The organism is Pseudomonas sp. 2VD, assembly GCF_005503585.1.
Lineage (GTDB): Bacteria > Pseudomonadota > Gammaproteobacteria > Pseudomonadales > Pseudomonadaceae > Pseudomonas > Pseudomonas aeruginosa.
In genome coordinates, this window is record NZ_SCND01000031.1 from 1 (window position 1) to 16,125 (window position 16,125).

Annotated in this window: 17 protein-coding genes and 1 pseudogene; 13 read left to right on the top strand and 5 right to left on the bottom strand. The window is 64.5% G+C overall.

Annotated elements, in window-relative coordinates; all coding sequences use genetic code 11:
• Positions 1-191: pseudogene (locus FFS27_RS05725) on the top strand (hypothetical protein); the annotation flags it as partial.
• 68 nt (positions 192-259) lie between these two features.
• On the opposite strand, the gene FFS27_RS05730 reads toward FFS27_RS05725, so the two are convergent.
• Positions 260-439, bottom strand: coding sequence for a PA1571 family protein (locus tag FFS27_RS05730; RefSeq protein WP_003087367.1), 180 nt, complete (start codon positions 437-439; stop codon positions 260-262).
• Between the two features lie 209 nt (positions 440-648).
• On the opposite strand from FFS27_RS05730, the gene FFS27_RS05735 reads away from it, so the two are divergent.
• Positions 649-1,794: an ATP-NAD kinase family protein gene (locus tag FFS27_RS05735; RefSeq protein ID WP_023092000.1), complete on the top strand. Its 1,146-nt coding sequence runs from the start codon at positions 649-651 to the stop codon at positions 1,792-1,794.
• Between the two features lie 9 nt (positions 1,795-1,803).
• A complete protein-coding gene (locus FFS27_RS05740; RefSeq protein ID WP_003087371.1) occupies positions 1,804-2,400 on the top strand; it encodes a DUF1287 domain-containing protein in 597 nt (198 codons plus the stop codon).
• 112 nt (positions 2,401-2,512) lie between these two features.
• On the opposite strand, the gene ppnP is transcribed toward FFS27_RS05740, so the two are convergent.
• Positions 2,513-2,794, bottom strand: a complete 282-nt coding sequence (gene ppnP / locus FFS27_RS05745) for a pyrimidine/purine nucleoside phosphorylase (RefSeq protein ID WP_003087375.1) — start codon at positions 2,792-2,794, stop codon at positions 2,513-2,515.
• 94 nt (positions 2,795-2,888) lie between these two features.
• The gene (locus tag FFS27_RS05750) at positions 2,889-3,440 is read right to left on the bottom strand and encodes an exonuclease domain-containing protein (protein ID WP_003087377.1); all 552 of its coding nucleotides are present in this window, start codon (positions 3,438-3,440) and stop codon (positions 2,889-2,891) included.
• 103 nt (positions 3,441-3,543) lie between these two features.
• Here FFS27_RS05750 and FFS27_RS05755 point away from each other — a divergent pair, with 103 nt between their 5' ends.
• Positions 3,544-4,410: an NAD(P)-dependent oxidoreductase gene (locus tag FFS27_RS05755; RefSeq protein ID WP_003132935.1), complete on the top strand. Its 867-nt coding sequence runs from the start codon at positions 3,544-3,546 to the stop codon at positions 4,408-4,410.
• A 6-nt stretch (positions 4,411-4,416) separates the two neighbouring features.
• Here FFS27_RS05755 and FFS27_RS05760 read toward each other — a convergent pair whose 3' ends face one another.
• The gene (locus tag FFS27_RS05760; protein ID WP_003087393.1) at positions 4,417-4,758 is read right to left on the bottom strand and encodes a DMT family protein; all 342 of its coding nucleotides are present in this window, start codon (positions 4,756-4,758) and stop codon (positions 4,417-4,419) included.
• 111 nt (positions 4,759-4,869) lie between these two features.
• Between FFS27_RS05760 and FFS27_RS05765 the strand changes: the two genes are divergently transcribed.
• The 3 genes from FFS27_RS05765 (at position 4,870) to FFS27_RS05775 (ending at position 6,725) form a co-directional block, all read left to right on the top strand.
• Positions 4,870-5,625: a hypothetical protein gene (locus FFS27_RS05765; protein ID WP_021264563.1), complete on the top strand. Its 756-nt coding sequence runs from the start codon at positions 4,870-4,872 to the stop codon at positions 5,623-5,625.
• A gap of 103 nt (positions 5,626-5,728) precedes the next feature.
• Positions 5,729-5,983: a YkgJ family cysteine cluster protein gene (locus FFS27_RS05770; RefSeq protein WP_003087397.1), complete on the top strand. Its 255-nt coding sequence runs from the start codon at positions 5,729-5,731 to the stop codon at positions 5,981-5,983.
• Positions 5,984-6,116: 133 nt separating this feature from the next.
• A complete protein-coding gene (locus tag FFS27_RS05775; protein WP_003104390.1) occupies positions 6,117-6,725 on the top strand; it encodes an START domain-containing protein in 609 nt (202 codons plus the stop codon).
• A gap of 114 nt (positions 6,726-6,839) precedes the next feature.
• Here FFS27_RS05775 and gltA read toward each other — a convergent pair whose 3' ends face one another.
• On the bottom strand, positions 6,840-8,126 hold the full coding sequence (gltA, locus tag FFS27_RS05780; protein WP_003087400.1) for a citrate synthase: 1,287 nt from the start codon (positions 8,124-8,126) through the stop codon (positions 6,840-6,842).
• A gap of 348 nt (positions 8,127-8,474) precedes the next feature.
• On the opposite strand from gltA, the gene sdhC reads away from it, so the two are divergent.
• The 6 genes from sdhC (at position 8,475) to odhB (ending at position 16,078) form a co-directional block, all read left to right on the top strand.
• The gene (sdhC, locus tag FFS27_RS05785; RefSeq protein ID WP_003104388.1) at positions 8,475-8,861 is read left to right on the top strand and encodes a succinate dehydrogenase, cytochrome b556 subunit; all 387 of its coding nucleotides are present in this window, start codon (positions 8,475-8,477) and stop codon (positions 8,859-8,861) included.
• A complete protein-coding gene (gene sdhD / locus FFS27_RS05790; RefSeq protein ID WP_003104386.1) occupies positions 8,855-9,223 on the top strand; it encodes a succinate dehydrogenase, hydrophobic membrane anchor protein in 369 nt (122 codons plus the stop codon). Before sdhC ends, sdhD begins: the two co-directional genes overlap by 7 nt.
• Positions 9,224-9,226: 3 nt before the next feature.
• Positions 9,227-10,999 carry a succinate dehydrogenase flavoprotein subunit gene (gene sdhA, locus FFS27_RS05795; RefSeq protein WP_003087407.1) on the top strand — a complete coding sequence of 591 codons (1,773 nt, stop codon included), beginning with the start codon at positions 9,227-9,229 and terminating at the stop codon, positions 10,997-10,999.
• 11 nt (positions 11,000-11,010) lie between these two features.
• Positions 11,011-11,718 (top strand): succinate dehydrogenase iron-sulfur subunit, encoded by a 708-nt coding sequence (locus FFS27_RS05800; protein WP_003087410.1) that lies wholly within the window; start codon positions 11,011-11,013, stop codon positions 11,716-11,718.
• Positions 11,719-11,974: 256 nt separating this feature from the next.
• A complete protein-coding gene (locus tag FFS27_RS05805) occupies positions 11,975-14,806 on the top strand; it encodes a 2-oxoglutarate dehydrogenase E1 component (protein WP_003087413.1) in 2,832 nt (943 codons plus the stop codon).
• A gap of 42 nt (positions 14,807-14,848) precedes the next feature.
• A complete protein-coding gene (gene odhB / locus FFS27_RS05810; protein ID WP_003114264.1) occupies positions 14,849-16,078 on the top strand; it encodes a 2-oxoglutarate dehydrogenase complex dihydrolipoyllysine-residue succinyltransferase in 1,230 nt (409 codons plus the stop codon).
• Positions 16,079-16,125 lie beyond the last annotated feature (47 nt).

Sequence of the window (16,125 nt, forward strand, 5' to 3'; positions counted from 1 at the left end):
GGAGTCGTCGGCAGCGTCAGATGTATCTAAGAGACAGGTTCGGCGCCGACACGCGGGTCCATGCGCTGCCCATCGTCGATTGCCAGCGACGCCTGACCGAGACCCTGGTGTGCCTGCGCGAACAGCGCTCGCGGCGGATCGTCGAGACCTTCCTCGACCTGGTCGGCGAGGACCTGCCGGCGCCGAGCTAGGGCGCGGCTTCGCGCAAGCGAAAAAAAGCCCGGCGGATGCCGGGCTTCGAAGTCGTGCTGGCGGGCGCTCAGGCCTGCTTCTGTTCCTGCTCCAGGGACCTGTCCAGTTCGCGGCAGGCGCGCTGGATCATCACCTCGGTGATCGGGATTTCCCGGCCCTGGGCGTCGATGATGGCGCCACCGCTGTGCTGCTGCGTATTGAAGGGGATCACGCGGCGCTTGGCGGTATCGGTGTGTTGCGAATTCATTGCCCGTCTCCTCATCAGGTTTATCGGCAGTCTAGGGAGCGCAGATGAAACCGCCGTGACAAACGGCGGATGTCGTGCCGCTCCAACGCGAAAGCCATGGACCATAGCAATCTTGCAGCCGGCGTGCCAGCTTGCCGGCTACCGCTGGGTTTTTCTGGTTATAGTGGTCCGACCGGTGTGGGCGTCCTGGAGTTCGCCCGAGGATGAGTATGGACATGTTTCGCCTGGGGTTGGTGGTCAATCCCTTGGCCGGGCTGGGTGGTCCGGTCGCCTTGAAGGGCAGCGACGGGGTGGCCGCCGAGGCCCTGGCCAGAGGCGCCGAACCACGTGCGCTGGAGCGCACCCGGATAGCCCTGGAGTGCCTGTTGCCGCTGGTCGAGAAGATCGAGTTCCTGACCTTTCCCGGGGCCATGGGCGGCGAGTTGCTCGAGCGCATGGGCTTCCGCCATCGCCTGCTCGGCGAGTGGCAGGGAGCGGTCAGCAGCGCGGCGGATACCCGGTTGGCGGTCGAGCGTTTGCAGGAGGCCGGCGTCGCCCTGATCCTGTTCGCCGGTGGTGATGGCACAGCACGGGATGTTGCCGGGGTGGTGCGCGAGCAACAGCCGGTGCTCGGCATTCCGGCCGGGGTGAAGATCCACTCCGGGGTCTATGCCATCAGTCCGCGCGCGGCCGGCGAATTGGCCAGGCGCCTGGTCGAGGGCGGCCTGGTGCGCCTGGCCAGCGGCGAGGTGCGCGACCTCGACGAAGAGGCGCTGCGCGCCGGCCGCGTCGCCGCGCGTTGGTACGGCGAGATGACGGTGCCGGAGGAGGGCCACTTCATGCAGCACGTGAAGCAGGCAGGGATGGAGTCCGAGGAGCTGGTGCTGGTGGACCTCGCCGACTGGCTGGCGGAAAGCTGGGAAGACGGCGTGCGCTATGTGCTCGGACCGGGCTCGACCCTGCATGGCCTGGCGCGCAATCTCGGCCTGGAAACCACCCTGCTGGGCGTCGACGTGCTGGAGAATGGCGCGGTGCTCGCCCGCGACGTCGACGAGGCGCGGCTGTTCGAACTGGTGGACGGTCATCCGGCGTTCCTGCTGGTCACCGCCATCGGCGGCCAGGGCCACGTGATCGGTCGCGGCAACCAGCAGATCAGTCCCCGGGTGTTGCGCGCCATCGGCCTGGAGCGCATGCGGGTGGTCGCCACCAAGCGCAAGCTGGGGACCCTCGGGGGCCGCCCGTTGCTGGTCGACAGCGGCGACCCGGCGCTGGACGACAGCTTCCCGGACGCCATCCGGGTCTGGGCCGGCTACAAGGAAGAACTGCTGTATCCGCTGGGATACGGGAAGGACCAGGACGCGCCCGCGGGCGCCTAGGAGGAAAGGATGGACAAGGACGTATCCGGCGCGCTGCGCCGCCTGTTGCTGCTCGCCATGCTCGGACTGCCGCTGGCGGCGGCCGCTGCGGTCGAACCGCAGCGACTGGTGGATGCGGCGCGTGCCCAGGTGGGCGTAACCCTGGGCTACGACCCGGCCTACCGGCAACTGGACTATCCGGGCGGCGACGTGCCGCTGCAGACCGGGGTCTGCACCGACGTGGTGGTCCGTGCGCTGCGTGGACAGGGGCTGGACCTGCAGAAGGCGGTGCACGAAGACATGCGTCGCCACTTCGCGGCCTACCCGCAGCAATGGGGGATGAAAGGCACCGACCGCAACATCGATCACCGCCGCGTACCGAACCTGATGACCTGGTTCAGCCGCCAGGGCCTGGCACTGACGCCGAGCCGCGACGCCTCCGCCTACCGGGCCGGAGACATCGTCGCCTGGCGCCTGGACAACGGCCTGCTGCATATCGGCGTGCTTTCCGATCGCAGGCTGGAGGGCAGGCCGCTGGTGTTGCACAACATCGGTGCCGGCGTGCGGGAAGAGGACCTGCTGTTCCGCTACCAGGTCATCGGCCACTACCGCTTCCCGCAGGGCTGAATGGGCTAGGCAAGCCGCTCCAGCGGCGGATGAGCGTACCGATCCCTCCGCCGCCGCTGGACGGCGGCCAAGAAAAAACCGGCCTGCGGCCGGTTTTCCTGTCTGCCCGGGCTCAGCGGTATTCGCAGAGGTAGGCGGTGTCCTGGGCGACCTTGAGCTGGAACTTGCTGTTCGCCGGGACGGTGAACTGGCTGCCGCTGGCGTATTCCTGCCACTCGTCGCTGCCCGGCAGCTTGACCGTCAGCGCGCCGGCGACCACATGCATGATCTCCAGCTGGCTGGTGCCGAATTCGTATTCGCCTGCCGCCATCACGCCGATGGTGGCCGGGCCGGCGGTCATGTCGAAGGCGATGGATTTGACGGTGCCGTCGAAGTATTCGTTGACCTTGAACATGGGCTTCTCCTGAAGGGGTGAACAGGCGGGTTTGAAAAGGCCCGCCAGTATGCCCAAGCCTCGGAAAGGCGTCACTAGGCGGCGCGGGCCTCGTTCAATGCTCCACCGGCAATACCAGCGGCAGCAGCCGTGCGGTATTGCGGGCATCCTCCAGGGCGCGGTGCTGCTGGCCCTGGAAACTCATCCCGGCCAGTTGCAGGGCCGCGTTCAGGCCGACCGGGCGGGGCAGTTGGCGGACTTCGCCGAAGCGTTGCTTGAGATTGACGTGCGGCACTTCGCTGAGCTGGCTGGTCAGCCCGTGCTGGCGCCACTCCTGCTCCAGCTGGCGGCGGTCGTAGTCGCCCCAGCTGGCCCAGCCGGCCAGTCGCGGACGATGCTGGGCGAGCCAGCGCTCGAAGGCTTCCCAGACCGTGTCGAGATGGGCGGCGCCATCGACATTGGCCTGGCTGATATGCGTGAGGTCGCGGCAGAAGTGGGTCAGCAGCGGCCGCCTGACCGGTCGTACGAAACGCTGGAAGTGGTCCAGTTCGCGGGCGTCCGCGGCGGCGACCAGGGTGGCGCCGATCTCGATGATTTCCATTTCCTCCAGGGGCCAGCCGCCTTCCGCGGTAGTGGCCTCCAGATCGATTACCAGCCAGTGAGGCATCGGAGCTATCCATACCAGGGTCCGCGCTGAGTATGGCGGGGCTTCCGGACCTCGGCAAACCGCTGTGCTAGGCTGCGGGATCGGATTTCGAGGAGATGACGGAATGACTGCGGTCGCATTTCTCGGCCTGGGCACGATGGGCTACCCGATGGCCGGGCACCTGCAGCGCGAGGGCTATCGCGTCTGCGTCTACAATCGCTCGTCGGCCAAGGCGCTGCGCTGGGTCGAGGAGTACGCCGGACGATACGCCGATACGCCGCGCGAGGCCTGTGCCGGCGCCGAACTGGTGTTCTGCTGCGTCGGTAACGACGACGACCTGCGTGCCGTGGCGCTGGGCGAGCAGGGCGCCTTCGCCGGAATGGCGCCGGGCAGCCTGTTCGTCGACCACACTACCGCTTCGGCGGAAGTCGCCCGCGAGCTGTCGCTGCTGGCTGCCGAGCGTGAGCTGGGCTTTCTCGACGCGCCGGTCTCCGGCGGCCAGGCGGGCGCGGTCAACGGCGCCCTGACGGTGATGGTCGGTGGCGAGGAGGCCTTCTATCGACGCGCCGAACCGCTGCTGCGCAGCTATGCGCGGATGGTCCGGCGAATGGGCGACGTGGGTAGCGGGCAATTGACCAAGATGGTCAACCAGATCTGCGTCGCGGGGCTGCTCCAGGGCTTGGCCGAGGCGCTGCACTTCGCCCAGTGCGCCGGTCTCGACGGCGAGGCGGCGATGCAGGTGATCGGCAAGGGCGCGGCTCAGTCCTGGCAACTGGAAAACCGCCACCAGAGCATGCTGGCCGGAGAGTTCGATTTCGGCTTCGCCGTGGACTGGATGCGCAAGGACCTGTCGATCCTGCTCGCCGAGGCGCGACGCAACGGCGCGCAGTTGCCGGTCACGGCGCTGGTCGACCAGTTCTACGCCGAAGTGCAGGCGATGGGCGGCGGTCGTTGGGATACCTCCAGCCTGATCGCCCGGCTACGTTCGTGACGCGGCTCAGGCGCGGAAGATGAAGTACACCGCGCCGAGCAGGCACAGGCCGGCCCAGAGGTAGTCCAGTTTCAGCGGCTGCTGCATGAAGTAGACGCTGAACGGGACGAAGACCGCCAGGGTGATGACTTCCTGCATGATCTTCAGTTGGCCGACCGAGAGTTCGGTGTAGCCGATGCGGTTGGCCGGCACCTGCAGCAGGTATTCGAACAGCGCGATACCCCAGCTGATCAGGGCTGCGATGATCCAGGGCTTGCTGTTGAGGGTCTTCAGGTGGCCATACCAGGCGAAGGTCATGAACAGGTTGGAGCAGGCTAGCAACAAGGCGGTTTGCAGCCAGACAGGCATGATGGATGGGCTCCGGAGGGCTGGGACGGCGCAGCCTAATTGGCTGCGGCGATAAAACCAAGTGGGCAGGCATCGGTCGGTAGGGGTTGGTGCTCGAAAAGGATGAAAGGTATGCGGTTGCACAAGCGCTCGCTGGTCTGGGGGCTCGCGCTGAGCGGGCTGGCCGTCGTGCTGGCGGCCGCCTGGTGGGCGAGCCAGGCGTCGCGGGAGCCGGCTCTGTGGAGCGAGCTGCGGGTGCCGCCGGCGTTTGCCATCCCGCGCGATTTCAACCTGGGCGAATACCGCTTGAGCTGGGGCGGCAAGAGCCTCGCCCTGTCAGTGGCGGGTAGCGCCCGGCCGCCGTTGTGGGAGAGCGAGGGCGGTTTTCTCGGGGCCGGGCGGGAAAGCGCCGGTCGCCTGCAGTTGCGCTGCCAGGAGCAGAGCCTGGAGAGCTTCGAGCTGGTCGGTCGACGCTTGTCCCTGAAGGGCCACCTGCGCTGCGCCGATGGCCGGCTCAGCGCCTACGAGCTGTCGTTCGAGCCGCGCCAGGGCGGCGTGGAGGTGCGCGTCGCGCTGGCGGACAGCGAGCTGAACCGGGTCGCCCTGTCCTGGCGGCGTGGAGCGGGGGAGCGCTTGTCCGGTATCGTCGATGACGAGGCGGAAGGTCGCTCCTGGGTCTTGCCGGCCGGGGTCGCCGGCTACTGGGGTTCCGCTGGCAACGCCTTCCTCGGCCACTCGACGGCGGCGCAATCCCTCGACCTGCGCGAGCCGGGCCGGGTGCAATGGCGGGCTGCGACGGAGTCGGCCAGGGCCTGGCTGTTCGCTGCCGGCAACCGCGAGCAGTGGCAGCTTCGCAGCGCGCGTCTCGAGGCGGAAACGCGCCGCTGATCCGCCGGGCTTGGCGGCGGCCTGGCCGGTCCGTATTCTTTGCGCCCGTTCCGGACGGCTGTCCTGGCCGCTCCTCTGCCAACTTTCGGGCGAGATCCTTCCCATGCAATGTAGAGCCGGCTGCGGCGCCTGCTGCATAGCACCGTCGATTTCCTCTCCGCTGCCGGGCATGCCGGCCGGCAAGCCCGCGGGCGTACGCTGCCTGCACCTGGACGAAAACCATCTCTGCGGGCTGTTCGGCCGACCGGAGCGACCGGCCGTATGCGGCCAGTTCGGCGCCGATCCGGAAATCTGCGGCGACAGCCGTGAGCAGGCGCTGGCCCTGATCGCGGAGTGGGAAGTCATCACTGCCGCGTGAACGGGTTGGAAGTCTGGCTGTCTCACGCCATACTGCTGCGCATCCTGCGCCGAAGGCTCAGGATCGCGGCTTGCAGGGCGTCGACCGCCCGGCCGGCGAACCGAAAATAACCATAAAGAGAGGAACAGGAACGATGCGTGGCATTTTGCGTATGACCGTGCTGGCTGCCGCAGTGTTTGGGGTGGCCGGCAATGCGCTGGCCGAAGACTGGAAGCTGGCCAAGGACGAGGATGGCGTGAAGGTCTACCTCAGCAGTGTCCAGGGCTCCAAGTACAAGGCTTATCGCGGCGTTACCGACATCAAGGCCGACGTGGCGACCATCGAGGCGCTGCAGGAGGACGTCAAGGGTTCCTGCAAGTGGATCCATGCCTGCGCCGAGATGAAACTCCTGAAGCAGGAAGGCGCCGACGCCTGGACCTACTCGAAGATCGACATGCCCTGGCCGGTCACCGGTCGCGACGTGGTCATCCATGTCACCACCGAGAAGACTGCGGATGGCACCGTGATCCGTCACCTTAAGGCCGATCCGACCTATATCCCCGAGGAAAAGGGCCAGATCCGCGTGCCCAAGCTGGTCGGCGAGTGGAAGTTGCAGCCGAAGGGGCAGGGCGTGACGGAAGTGACCTACCAGGTGGAAACCGAGCCGGGTGGCAGCATTCCTTCCTGGTTGGCCAACAGCTTCGTGGTCGACGCGCCGCTGAACACCCTCAAGGGCCTGCGTAGCGCCGCCGAGAAGCGCTGAGCGCGCCTTCGTTGCAAAAAGACCGCCTCCGGGGCGGTTTTTTTGTGTCCGGAGGAAAGGGGCGGGCACAAAAAAGGCTGCCGAAGCAGCCTTTCTCGCCAGGCGTGACGGGTTTCAGCCGCGATCCTTGAGGGCGGTGAAGTCGCGCTGGGTGTGGCCGGTATAGAGCTGGCGCGGGCGGCCGATCTTATAGGGACCGGAGAGCATTTCCTGCCAGTGCGAGATCCAGCCGACGGTACGCGCCAGGGCGAAGATCACGGTGAACATGCTGGTCGGAATGCCGATCGCCTTGAGGATGATCCCCGAGTAGAAGTCGACGTTCGGGTACAGGTTGCGTTCCACGAAGTAGGGGTCGTGGCGGGCGATTTCTTCCAGCTTCATCGCCAGTTCCAGTTGCGGGTCGTTGATGCCCAGCTCCTGGAGGACCTCGTCGCAGGTCTGCTTCATGACCTTGGCGCGCGGGTCGAAGTTCTTGTAGACACGATGGCCGAAGCCCATCAGCTTGAACGGATCGTTCTTGTCCTTGGCCTTCTCGACGAACTTGTCGATGTTGGACACGTCGCCGATCTCGTCGAGCATGCGCAGCACCGCTTCGTTCGCGCCGCCATGGGCCGGTCCCCACAGGGCGGCGATGCCGGAGGCGATGCAGGCGAACGGATTGGCGCCGGAGGAGCCGGCCAGACGCACCGTGGAGGTGGAGGCGTTCTGCTCGTGGTCGGCGTGGAGAATGAAGATGCGGTCCATGGCCTTGGCCAGCACGGGGCTGATCGGCTTGGTCTCGCAGGGGGTGTTGAACATCATGTGCAGGAAGTTTTCCGCGTAGTTCAGGTCGTTACGCGGATACATCATCGGCTCGCCCTTGGAGTACTTGTACACCATGGCGGCGATGGTCGGCATCTTGGCGATCAGGCGATGCGCGGAGACTTCGCGATGCTTCGGGTTATTGATGTCCAGGGAGTCGTGGTAGAAGGCCGAGAGGGCGCCGATCACGCCGCACATCACGGCCATCGGATGGGCGTCGCGGCGGAAGCCGTTGAAGAAGGTCTTCAACTGCTCGTGAACCATGGTGTGGTTCTTGATGGTGCCGACGAACTGTTCCTTCTGCGCGGCGGTGGGCAGCTCGCCGTTCAGCAGCAGGTAGCAGGTTTCCAGGTAGTCGGATTTCTCTGCCAGTTGCTCGATGGGGTAGCCGCGATGGAGGAGGACGCCTTTGTCGCCGTCGATATAGGTGATCTTCGACTCGCAGGAGGCGGTCGACATGAAGCCAGGATCGAAAGTGAAGTGGCCCGTGGCGGTGAGGCCCCGTACATCCACTACATCGGGACCCATGGTACCGGATAGGACGGGCAGTTCGACGGGGGCTGAGCCCTCGATGATCAACTGCGCTTTTTTGTCAGCCATGATGGCCTCCTATTTATGCTTGAAATCATCAGTACCCCCCACGCAGGGCCCGCACCACTATAGAGGGATAAATTCGAAAGTCAATTTGCGCGAATCCATGCCGTAGAGCCTTTCGTTGCGGGGTTTTCGCAGAAAAAGGGGGCTATTTACGCCTTTTATAAAAGGCCCGCAATCAACCATTTGGCGATGGGTGTTTTCGTTGTCATTAGTAGCCTAACTGTCTATACTCGGCGTCCGACCGCAAGGGGTATTCCTGGCCCGCTTTCATAGACGGTCGCCACTCCCTGGTGATGGGTACCTGACAAGTGCACTTCCCGACAACTAGCCCTGTTCGTTAGGGCTCTCAGTGTGAAAAAAGCCGTGAATAGCAAACGACCTGTAAACCTAGACCTAAGGACCATCAAACTCCCTGTCACCGCTTACACGTCCATTCTCCACCGTATCTCTGGCGTCATCCTGTTCCTCGGTATTGCCGTGCTGCTGTTCGCGCTCGACAAGTCGCTGAGTTCGGAAGAAGGCTTCGAGCAGGTGAAGGCGTGCCTGACCAGTCCCCTGGCCAAGCTGGTGATCTGGGGCCTGCTGTCTGCGCTGCTGTACCACCTGGTGGCCGGTGTTCGCCACCTGGTCATGGACGCTGGCGTCGGCGAGACGCTGGAAGGCGGTAAGCGTGGCTCCAAAATCGTCATCGCCATCGCGGTGGTGCTGATCGTTCTGGCGGGGGTATGGGTATGGTAACTAACGTCACAAACTTCTCGCGCTCCGGCCTCTACGACTGGATGGCTCAGCGCGTTTCCGCGGTCGTTCTCGCGGCTTATGTCATTTTCCTGCTGGGCTACCTCATTGCTCACCCCAACATTTCCTACGCGGACTGGCACGGCCTGTTCTCGCAGGGTTGGATGCGCATCTTCAGCCTGTTGACCCTGGTTGCCCTGAGCGTCCATGCGTGGGTCGGTATGTGGACCATCTCCACCGACTACCTGACTTCGATGGCTCTCGGCAAGGCGGCGACAGTCGTGCGTTTCCTCTTCCAGGCGGTTTGCGGCATGGCGATGTTCGCATTCTTCGTCTGGGGTGTGCAGATTCTTTGGGGTATGTGATCCATGGCTAGCATTCGTACACTTTCCTTTGACGCCATCATCGTCGGTGGCGGTGGCGCCGGCATGCGTGCCGCGCTGCAACTGGCCCAGGGCGGCCACAAGACCGCCGTGGTGACCAAGGTCTTCCCGACCCGTTCCCACACCGTATCCGCACAGGGTGGCATCACCTGCGCCATCGCTTCGGCCGACCCGAACGACGATTGGCGTTGGCACATGTACGACACCGTCAAGGGCTCCGACTACATCGGTGACCAGGACGCGATCGAATACATGTGTTCCGTCGGCCCCGAGGCCGTGTTCGAGCTCGAGCACATGGGTCTGCCGTTCTCCCGTACCGAAACCGGCCGCATCTACCAGCGTCCGTTCGGCGGCCAGTCCAAGGACTTCGGCAAGGGTGGCCAGGCCGCCCGTACCTGCGCCGCCGCCGACCGTACCGGCCACGCGCTGCTGCACACCCTGTACCAGGCCAACCTGAAGAATGGCACCTCGTTCCTCAACGAGTGGTACGCGGTCGACCTGGTGAAGAACCAGGACGGCGCGGTGGTCGGCATCATCGCCATCTGCATCGAGACCGGCGAGACCGTCTACATCCGTTCCAAGGCCGTGGTCCTGGCCACTGGCGGTGCCGGCCGTATCTACGCCTCCACCACCAACGCGCTGATCAACACCGGTGACGGCGTGGGCATGGCCCTGCGTGCCGGCGTGCCGGTGCAGGACATCGAGATGTGGCAGTTCCACCCGACCGGCATCGCCGGCGCCGGTGTACTGGTCACCGAAGGTTGTCGCGGCGAAGGCGGTTACCTGATCAACGCCCACGGCGAGCGCTTCATGGAGCGTTATGCGCCGAACGCGAAGGACCTGGCCGGTCGCGACGTGGTCGCCCGTTCCATGGTCAAGGAAGTCCTGGCCGGCAACGGCGTGGGTCCGAACAAGGACCACGTGCTGCTGAAACTCGACCACCTCGGCGAGGAAGTCCTGCACAGCCGCCTGCCCGGCATCTGCGAACTGTCCAAGACCTTCGCCCACGTCGACCCGGTCGTCGCGCCGATCCCGGTGATCCCGACCTGCCACTACATGATGGGTGGCGTTGCCACCAACATCCATGGCCAGGCCATCACCCAGGATGCCAATGGCAACGACCAGATCGTCGAAGGCCTGTTCGCCGTAGGCGAAGTGGCCTGCGTATCGGTACACGGCGCCAACCGCCTGGGCGGCAACTCGCTGCTCGATCTGGTGGTATTCGGCCGTGCCGCCGGTCTGCACCTGGAAAAAGCGCTGAAAGAGGGCATCGACGCCCGCGGCGCTTCCGAGAGCGACCTGGAAGCCTCCTTCAAGCGCCTGAACGGCGTGAACGAGCGCACCAGCGGCGAAGAAGTCGCTCCGCTCAAGCGCGAGCTGCAAAGCTGCATGCAGAACTACTTCGGTGTGTTCCGCACCGGCGAGTACATGCAGAAGGGCATCGCCCAGCTGGCCGACCTGCGCGAGCGTATCGCCAACGTCAAGATCAACGACAAGAGCCAGGCATTCAACACCGCGCGCATCGAAGCGCTGGAACTGCAAAACCTCCTCGAGGTGGCCGAGGCCACCGCGATCGCGGCCGAGCACCGCAAGGAGTCCCGTGGCGCCCACGCCCGTGAAGACTTCGAGGAGCGCGACGACGAGAACTGGCTGTGCCACACCCTGTACTTCCCGGGTGAGAAGCGCGTATCCAAGCGTTCCGTCAACTTCGCGCCGAAGACCGTTCCGGCATTCGAACCCAAGGTTCGGACTTACTAAGGGTGCCCGCCATGTTGCAAGTGAGTGTTTATCGTTACAACCCCGACAAAGATGCTGCGCCGTACATGCAGGATTTCCAGGTCGACACCAACGGCAAGGACGTGATGGTCCTCGACGTGCTGGCGCTGATCAAGGAACAGGACGAGGGCTTCTCCTACCGTCGTTCCTGCCGTGAAGGCGTCTGCGGCTCCGATGGCATGAACATCAACGGCAAGAACGGCCTGGCCTGCATCACCCCGCTGTCGGCCGCCGGCCTGAAGGGCGGCAAGCTGGTGATCCGTCCGCTGCCTGGCCTGCCGGTCATTCGTGACCTGGTCGTGGACATGAGCATCTTCTACAAGCAATACGAGAAGGTGAAGCCGTTCCTGCAGAACGATACGCCGGCCCCGGCCATCGAGCGTCTGCAGACCCCGGAAGAGCGCGAGAAGCTGGACGGTCTGTACGAGTGCATCCTGTGCGCCTGCTGCTCGACCTCCTGCCCGTCCTTCTGGTGGAACCCCGACAAGTTCCTCGGTCCGGCCGCACTGCTGCAAGCCTATCGTTTCCTGGCCGACAGCCGTGACACCAAGACCGAAGAGCGCCTGGCTTCGCTGGACGACCCGTTCAGTGTGTTCCGCTGCCGCGGAATCATGAACTGCGTGAACGTTTGCCCGAAGGGTCTGAACCCGACCAAGGCGATCGGCCACGTGCGTAATATGCTGCTGCAGAGCGGAACCTGATCCTCTCGCAGTTGTTATATGAGTTGTACCTAGCAACACCTGTGGCGCCGGAGTTCTTCCGGCGTCGCAGCAACTAAGCGGGCCAAGCTCACAAAGCCATGGCCCAGATTTGAAAAATATGACCAGCAGGGGCATCCGGGCTGGTACCCGGACTATCTGCGGGATCTGTAGTGGCCATACCGATGTCGCTGCCTGAGGACTTCGGAGCCTTCAAGGTTTCGCCAGGTGGTTGTCCCCTTACCGAGGGTGACCTAGCATGCACGAAAGCGTAATGCAGCGGATGTGGAACAGTGCCCATCTATCCGGTGGTAACGCTGCCTACGTCGAAGAGCTCTACGAGCTCTACCTGCACGACCCTAACGCTGTGCCAGAAGAGTGGCGCACGTATTTCCAGAAGCTTCCCGCCGATGGCAATCCCGCCCCCGACGTCTCGCACTCCACAGTGCGCGATCATTTCGTCCTGCTGGCCAAGAACCAGCGCCGTGCCCAGCCGGTTTCCGCCGGTAGCGTGAGCAGCGAGCACGAGAAGAAACAGGTCGAAGTCCTTCGTCTCATTCACGCTTACCGTCTCCGCGGCCACCAGGCTTCCACCCTCGACCCGCTCGGCCTGTGGCAGCGTCCCGCGCCTGCCGACCTGTCGATCGACCACTACGGTCTGACGGGTGCCGATCTGGACACCACTTTCCGCACCGGTGAGCTTTACATCGGCAAGGAAGAGGCGACCCTGCGTGAAATCGTCGACAGCCTGAAGAGCACCTATTGCGGTACCTTCGGCGCCGAGTTCATGCACATCGTCGATTCCGAGCAGCGCAAGTGGTTCCTCCAGCGCCTGGAAAGCGTGCGTGGCCGTCCCGGCTTCTCCGCCGAGGCGCGTGCGCACCTGCTCGAGCGCCTGACCGCGGCCGAAGGCCTGGAGAAGTACCTGGGCACCAAGTACCCGGGCACCAAGCGTTTCGGCCTGGAAGGCGGCGAAAGCCTGATCCCGATGGTCGACGAGATCATCCAGCGCTGCGGTTCCTACGGCGCCAAGGAAATCGTCATCGGCATGGCCCACCGCGGTCGCCTGAACGTCCTGGTCAACACCCTGGGCAAGAACCCGCGCGACCTGTTCGACGAGTTCGAAGGCAAGAAGATCGTCGAGCTGGGCTCCGGTGACGTGAAGTACCACCAGGGCTTCTCCTCGAACGTGATGACCAGCGGCGGCGAAGTCCACTTGGCGCTGGCGTTCAACCCGTCCCACCTGGAAATCGTTTCCCCGGTGGTCGAGGGTTCCGTTCGTGCCCGCCAGGACCGCCGCAAGGACAGCTCCGGCGACAAGGTGGTACCGATTTCCATCCACGGTGATGCCGCCTTCGCGGGGCAGGGCGTGGTCATGGAAACCTTCCAGATGTCGCAGACCCGCGCCTACAAGACCGGTGGCACCATCCACCTGGTGATCAACAACCAGGTCGGCTTCACCACCAGCCGCCAGGACGATGCGCGTTCCACCGAGTACGCCACCGACGTGGCGAAGATGATTCAGGCGCCGATCTTCCACGTCAACGGCGACGATCCCGAAGCCGTGCTGTTCGTCACCCAGCTGGCCGTCGACTATCGCATGCAGTTCAAGCGTGACGTGGTCATCGACCTGGTCTGCTACCGTCGCCGCGGCCACAACGAGGCGGACGAGCCGAGCGGCACCCAGCCGCTGATGTACCAGCAGATCGCCAAGCAGCGTACTACCCGCGAGCTGTACGCCGATGCTCTGGTGAACGCCGGCGTGCTCAGCGCCGAGCAGGTTCAGTCGAAGATCGACGACTACCGCGATGCCCTGGACAACGGCCTGCACGTGGTGAAGAGCCTGGTCAAGGAGCCCAACAAGGAACTGTTCGTCGACTGGCGTCCGTACCTGGGCCATGCCTGGACCGCGCGTCACGACACCCGCTTCGACCTGAAGACCCTGCAGGAACTGTCCAGCAAGATGCTGGAAGTGCCGGAAGGCTTCGTGGTTCAGCGCCAGGTTTCGAAGATCTACGAAGATCGCCAGAAGATGGCGGCCGGTGGCCTGCCGATCAACTGGGGCTTCGCCGAGACCCTGGCCTACGCGACCCTGCTGTTCGAAGGCCATCCGGTACGGATGACCGGCCAGGACGTCGGCCGTGGCACCTTCTCGCACCGTCACGCGGTGCTGCACAACCAGAAGGACGACTCGGTCTACGTACCGCTGGCCAATCTGTTCGATGGCCAGCCGCGCCTGGATATCTACGATTCCTTCCTTTCGGAAGAGGCCGTGCTGGCGTTCGAATACGGTTTCGCCACCACCACGCCGAATTCGCTGGTGATCTGGGAAGCCCAGTTCGGCGACTTCGCCAACGGCGCCCAGGTGGTCATCGACCAGTTCATCACCAGTGGCGAAAGCAAATGGGGCCGACTCTGCGGCCTGACCATGCTGCTGCCGCACGGCTATGAGGGGCAGGGTCCGGAACACTCCTCCGCGCGCCTGGAGCGCTACCTGCAGCTCTGCGCCGAGCAGAACATCCAGGTCTGCGTGCCGACCACCCCGGCTCAGGTCTACCACATGCTCCGCCGTCAGGTGATCCGCCCGCTGCGCAAGCCGCTGGTGGTGATGACGCCGAAGTCCCTGCTGCGTCACAAGCTCGCCATCTCGACCCTGGAAGATCTGGCCAACGGTTCCTTCCAGACCGTGATCCCGGAAATCGACAGCCTGGATCCGAAGAAGGTCGACCGCGTCGTGCTGTGCAGCGGCAAGGTGTACTACGACCTGCTGGAGAAGCGTCGCGCGGAAGGCCGCGAAGATACCGCGATCGTCCGTATCGAGCAGCTGTATCCGTTCCCGGAAGACGACCTGGCGGAAGTTCTGGCTCCCTACAAGAACCTCAAGCACATCGTCTGGTGCCAGGAAGAGCCGATGAACCAGGGCGCCTGGTTCTGCAGCCAGCATCACATGCGTCGTGTCATCGCCGCGCACAAGAAGGGCCTCAATCTCGAGTACGCCGGCCGCGAAGGCTCCGCTGCTCCGGCTTGCGGCTACGCCTCGATGCACGCCGAGCAGCAGGAAAAACTGCTGCAAGACGCCTTTACTGTTTAACGCCTACGCGCTGAAGAAACCGAATTTAAGGAAACGCACACAATGGCTATCGAAATCAAAGCCCCAACCTTCCCGGAATCGGTCGCCGACGGCACCGTCGCCACCTGGCACAAGAAGCCGGGCGAAGCGGTCAAGCGCGACGAACTGATCGTCGACATCGAGACCGACAAGGTGGTCATCGAGGTTCTCGCCGAGGCTGACGGCGTGCTGGCCGAGATCATCAAGAACGAAGGCGACACCGTTCTGAGCAACGAGCTGCTCGGCAAGCTGAACGAAGGCGGCGCCGCCGCTCCGGCCGCTCCGGCTGCCGCTGCGCCCGCCGCCGCTCCGGCTGCCCAGGCCGCCGCTCCGGCCGCCGCTGGCGGCGACGACGCCATCCTGTCCCCGGCCGCGCGCAAGCTGGCCGAGGAGGCCGGTATCGATCCGAACAGCATCGCCGGCACCGGCAAGGGCGGTCGCGTGACCAAGGAAGACGTGGTCGCTGCGGTCGAAGCGAAGAAGAACGCCCCGGCCGCCCCGGCCAAGCCTGCCGCCCCGGCTGCCGAGGCGCCGATCTTCGCCGCCGGCGACCGTGTCGAGAAGCGTGTGCCGATGACCCGCCTGCGGGCCAAGGTCGCCGAGCGCCTGGTCGAGGCGCAGTCCGCCATGGCCATGCTGACCACCTTCAACGAGGTCAACATGAAGCCGATCATGGACCTGCGTTCGAAGTACAAGGACCTGTTCGAGAAGAAGCACAACGGCGTGCGCCTGGGCTTCATGTCCTTCTTCGTCAAGGCCGCCACCGAGGCGCTGAAGCGCTTCCCGGGGGTCAACGCTTCCATCGACGGCAACGACATCGTCTACCACGGCTACCAGGACATCGGCGTTGCCGTTTCCAGCGACCGCGGCCTGGTGGTTCCGGTACTGCGTAACGCCGAGTTCATGAGCCTGGCCGAGATCGAGGGCGGCATCGCCAACTTCGGCAAGAAGGCGAAGGAAGGCAAGCTGACCATCGAAGACATGACCGGCGGCACCTTCACCATCTCCAACGGTGGCGTGTTCGGTTCCCTGCTGTCGACCCCGATCGTCAACCCGCCGCAGACCGCCATCCTCGGCATGCACAAGATCCAGGAGCGCCCGATGGCCGTGAACGGCCAGGTGGTGATCCTGCCGATGATGTATCTGGCGCTGTCCTACGACCACCGTCTGATCGACGGCAAGGAAGCGGTGAGCTTCCTGGTGGCGATCAAGGACCTGCTGGAAGATCCGGCTCGCCTGCTGCTGGACGTCTGATTTAGCGTTTCTCTTCACGGCGGCCCCCTCGTGGGGCCGTCCGGTTT